This is a genomic window from Mesorhizobium sp. M7A.F.Ca.CA.002.05.1.1 (assembly GCF_003998335.1).
Taxonomy (GTDB): Bacteria; Pseudomonadota; Alphaproteobacteria; order Rhizobiales; family Rhizobiaceae; genus Mesorhizobium.
Map to the genome: position 1 here is coordinate 1 of NZ_RZQI01000461.1, position 4,673 is coordinate 4,673.

Consider the following 4,673-nt stretch of genomic DNA (forward strand, 5'->3'; position numbering starts at 1 on the left):
GCTTGGAGCGCAGATCGAACTGCTTTTCCTTCATCGTCATGTCGTGCTGCTCGCGGGCGAACTGCATACCCTGTTCGACCTGGGCGCCCTTGAGCTTCGCTTCAGCAGCTTTTGCTGCCGCGTCCGCCTCTCGCGTCTTCGCTTCCGCTTCAGCCTTTTGTTGTTCGGGGCTAGGCTTTGGTGTCTCAGGCTGTGCGGCTTTCGCCTTGGCATCGGTGACCATCTTTTCCAGAACGTCTTCGACAGACTTGCCGAGGTTGAACAGCCGGGAGTTGGCCGCGAAGATTTCGACGGCAACCTCTTTCGGAAGCTCCCCGGACTGGACCATTGGACCGACAGCAGCCCAGTAGGCGCCGGCACCTTGCAGGAATTCCGCAGCTTCGGCCTTTTGCCGAGACAGGTCCGCCTTCACCGTGGAATCGCTTTCGACATCGATGCGGTACATGGTCGATAGCTTCTGGGTGAGAAGCTGCTGAACAGCCTGCATCTGTGCCAGCTTGGCCTGCCGGGCTTTCTCAGCCATCTGGGCGGCCTGGGCGGCCTGCTGATACTGCTGCATCTGGTCGGGCGGCAGTTGCGCACCCTGCGGCGGCGGTGGCGGCGGCTGGATAGGCGTGAGATCCTGTTGCGTCGGGATGATCTGGACGCCCGTCATCTGCTGAAGCGTCTCGTGTGAAAACTTCGCAGGGATGATTTCCGACATCATCACGAACAGGTCGCGCGCGCCGCGCTCCATCATTCGCTGCATCTTCTGGATGCGCAGCGAGCCCCATTGCGTCTTGATCTGCTGGGCGCCTAGCGTCTCGTTGGATTTCGAAGCACCGCGAACGATGTCCGATATCCCGGTGATTTCGTAAATCGCCTGCTTGGTCTGCTCACGGGCGTTGTACAGCTCGCGAAGGACGAGGATGAACTTTTCCACCGGCCAGAACGCGACCGCTCCAGCGAGCCCACCATTGGCCGCCCAGATGTCAGCATTGCCGATCGGGACAAATTCCGTGTCGTCGGCCGCCAGCATATTGCCGATGTCGCCGGCATCGCCCGAATACCAGCCTTTCACCTTCATGTGGTTGGTGATGATGTTGATGCGCTTTGTGGTCAGGTCCAGCTCGTCGGCGAGCTTCGAATAGATCGAGAAAGGGTTGACCGGCATCAGGCGGCCGGTGAGTTCGATCGGCTGCACTGGCGTGGCGATCGGGAAGAAATTCGTGAGGCCAAGCGGGTCATCGACTGTCTTCAGGATCACGCCCGTATCGTCGACGAAGTAGACCTTGCGGCTGGTTTTGCACCAGATTTCCCAACCTGTCAGGTCGTTGTCGGATTCGCCGCGCGCCTTCTTTTCCTGGTCGCTCGTCTGCATCCCAATCATGGCGGAATCGAACGCCGTATCTTCGTTTTCGCGCGAGACGACGAACCGGAACGACAGCCATGGGCACTCGCTCCAGCGCTTGGCCGGACCATGGCGGAAATCGCGCCAGCTTACGGCTTCGAATTCGATGCGCTCGTTTGCGAGCCGTTCAGAAGGCTGAGAAGCCCCCGTGGGTGCTTGGGCGGCGTCGACCTGTACAGAGGCGTCAGGCTCCCCGCCATCTGCGACACCGCTGCCGGGGCCATACCCGTCAGTTTCTGCCTTAGCAGCTTCTCCACCGTCTTCGGCCGCAAGCTCATCAGTCACATCCTCTACGATGTCGCTCTTGAACCGGAGCCGCACCACGCCGCGACCAGCCAGGAAGGCGTCTTGAGCCTCGCCCTCCAGTTCGACCTGGAGCTTGGAATCGTCAACCTGCACCTTTATCGATCGCTCGATGATTTCCGCCACGTCTTTGCCGGCTGGATCTTCATCCGCGAAACGACGCCGCACGTCTGGCGCGGGCGGGCTGTTGATGACCGCCGGCACGATGGTTTCGACGTTGGCGTATAGGATGTTGAAATCGTAGGTCGAGCCGAGCGTTGTCGACGTGGTGTAGTCGCGGCTCGATGTCTCGCCAGTGAAGGCTTTGACGGCCTTTTCGGCATCATCCAGCCACTGCTTTTCAAGCTTACCGGCAGCTTCGACACGGTTCAGCCATTTGGCGCCCTCGTCGCGAAGGGCCTTTCCCTGCTTCTGCTGGTCGGGTGTGCGCTTGTCAGCCTTGGCCATGGCGGCAAGATGCCGGGCCAGCCAGCGAAAACATAAGCCGCTTGAAACGCTAGGGGATCAGCCCCGCGCGGACCAACGAACGGCGAAGGGATTGGTTGGCGGTTGTGGCAGGCCCGTTAGTTGAACGACCACTCGTTCCAATTTTTCACGCCGCTACCCTCGAACAATTTAAGCAAGTTCCCGCGTGCTGCGAGGCGCTCATTTGCCATCTTTACGGGATCGTAACCCTCTGGCGCTGGTGAGTACCCTAACACCGCATGAGCCTTGAAATTTTTCAGCCCATCATCGATGACACAAAATGCCCCTGCGTTGACATCTGTAAGCCTTATTTTGCGGATTTCTCCAGCCGATGCCCAAATGTAGCCGGCATCTTTTCTCTGGTGATTTTCGCAAGTTGGCCCTGCATAATGTTTTCCCAGGCTTCAACAGCCGTGGCTTCCCAAGCTCTGCAGACGCTCAATTCCGCTTTCTTCAGTCGCTCCTTCGGGATTGCTTTGATGCTGCCGCTTTCGATCTGGTCCGGGTCAATCAATGCGTAGACAATCGGCTCGCGGTTCTTAACCACGCCTGAAGAAAACGGACTCTGCTTGGTGAGTTCTTTCGGACACTCTTTGCGGCTTACGTCTCTCGCAAATAATCGAGCAAATCGGCAGGCAAGACTTCCAGATTCGCTCTCTCCCGCCCGGGCGAGAATTGACCGCCACGATAAATTGCGTAGCCAACGGTCCCATCTTCCTCGATGCTTAGGATCGCGTGGCGCTCCCCCCATTTCCATTCGAAAGCGATCTCCCCATCATCCGCCCATACCGAAGGTAATCTGACACCAGCGGGTATTGCCTCCCAAAGCCTCGAAGCAAAACCAGCCATCCCGCCCGGAGCAGAAATCTTCGGGAACGCGGGAATCTCATAAGTGTTTGCAGGATTCGAGTGCCCTATCACCAAATTGGGCAGAGATAGGTCCGCGAACCAAGGCAAATGGTCCGTTACCGAAACCGTATTCGGATAGAGAGTTCTCTCCCACACAGACAACTCGGGCCATACCGTACTGACGTTTGGTGGCAGTGCACTGCCTGTGAGGGGTCCCCAGCCAATGAGGGGCAACTCTTCCAAAAAACAAACCCTCCCTGCCATCGTTTCTAGGACAGCAGGAGTAGTTCTAGCGGATGGCGGGATAGCTGAGCCCGGGCGCTGCTTGGGAACATAGGAAGGTCGCGTTCCACTATCTTCCCCGATTAAGGCTAGCGCACTCATCACAGTTCACCCGATTCAACATTCTGGCGACCGAGGCCAACCAGTTCATCCCATATAGGCACCAAAAGCGATCGATCCAATGGCGACGCATTGGCTGCGTCGGTACTATGATCGAGTTCAAGGCGCGCAGCAAAAACCTGCCCACCCATGACAATTCCAGCCTCATTCCCGCCAACTCTAATTGAGCCCCTCTGTATCTTCACAGACCCCAAGCTCAAAATACGGTTCAATTTTAGCGGCAGTATGTTGCTCCTCGTCGGGGAATTTATGCGATATAAAAAATCTTCAGTGTCCGGCTGAATTTTAGCACTCTTCAAGTATCCGCTAAGGATCGAATTCACACTCTTCTCGTCGGGCGCTTGTTGCAACATTACGGATCCAAGTGCCAGACGTGCCACCGGATGGGTAAAATTGGCAAGGAATTTCGACGCTACCGATTGGAATTCATCAATTCCTGCGTCCCATTCCGCGAATGCCGGGACGGCGGCGTCTTCGGCGAAATCGGCCTTGATGCCCATAATCACGTCGACCCTGTTTGGACCAAATCCCAAGGTCAGCCGACCAAGTCCAAAATCGCCAACATAGACCTTGCCGCCTGGCACGTTTTGCCGAACTTCAGCTTCGTCTTGGCCAGTGAGGAAGGTCCAATCTGCCTCGGTGCCCTTTGGCTGATCGGCAGTGAAGATAGATAGGCGCAATGATTCCAGTGACCAGTTGCTGCTCATAAGGCCTCCCCCACCACTTCCGCCATATCCCGAAACACACCAGAACGCAATTAAGCCACTCGAATAGTGCCGAAATGGTGAAAGCCATGTTTTATTGCCGTCGTCACCCCAGGCACACTCGCCAGATATCCGACCAGACCACCGCCGCTATTCCTCTGCCGCCGGCTTGAACTTTCGCACGATCATCTCGAACAGCATATCCGAAATCCACATAGCCGAAACGCCGATCAGGAAAGCAGCCGCAAGCGTCGTGGTGTCATCGGCCGGATCTGGAATCGGCAATCCCGTCGCTTTGAAATACGACACCACTGGCAGCGTGAGATAAGCCGCCGCCAGTGCGCCACAAACATGCGAGGCTATCATTTCGCGCAGCTTGTACCGATGCCGCGACAGAGCCCGCAGGATGCCGCCAGAGAGGCCGGCAACAAGCACAGGGGCCTTGATGCCCAATAGGTCGAGCAAATCGTGCATCATGGCTTCCCCGCACCAGTCAGCGCCCTTGGCATTGAACGAGTTCAAGTCGTCCAGTTCGGCGCGGGTCATGATCTGAACGACAG

4 protein-coding genes are annotated in these 4,673 nt (G+C 57.2%); all 4 read right to left on the minus strand.

What is annotated here, in order from left to right; all coding sequences use genetic code 11:
• The coding region (locus tag EN939_RS21515; RefSeq protein ID WP_127269581.1) for a hypothetical protein at positions 1-2,140 on the minus strand (2,140 nt) is incomplete at its 3' end.
• Between the two features lie 325 nt (positions 2,141-2,465).
• Positions 2,466-2,915 carry a hypothetical protein gene (locus tag EN939_RS21520; RefSeq protein ID WP_127269582.1) on the minus strand — a complete coding sequence of 150 codons (450 nt, stop codon included), beginning with the start codon at positions 2,913-2,915 and terminating at the stop codon, positions 2,466-2,468.
• 475 nt (positions 2,916-3,390) lie between these two features.
• Positions 3,391-4,116 (minus strand): hypothetical protein, encoded by a 726-nt coding sequence (locus EN939_RS21525; protein WP_127269583.1) that lies wholly within the window; start codon positions 4,114-4,116, stop codon positions 3,391-3,393.
• A 147-nt stretch (positions 4,117-4,263) separates the two neighbouring features.
• Positions 4,264-4,587, minus strand: a complete 324-nt coding sequence (locus tag EN939_RS21530; RefSeq protein ID WP_127269584.1) for a hypothetical protein — start codon at positions 4,585-4,587, stop codon at positions 4,264-4,266.
• Between the last annotated feature and the right edge of the window lie 86 nt (positions 4,588-4,673).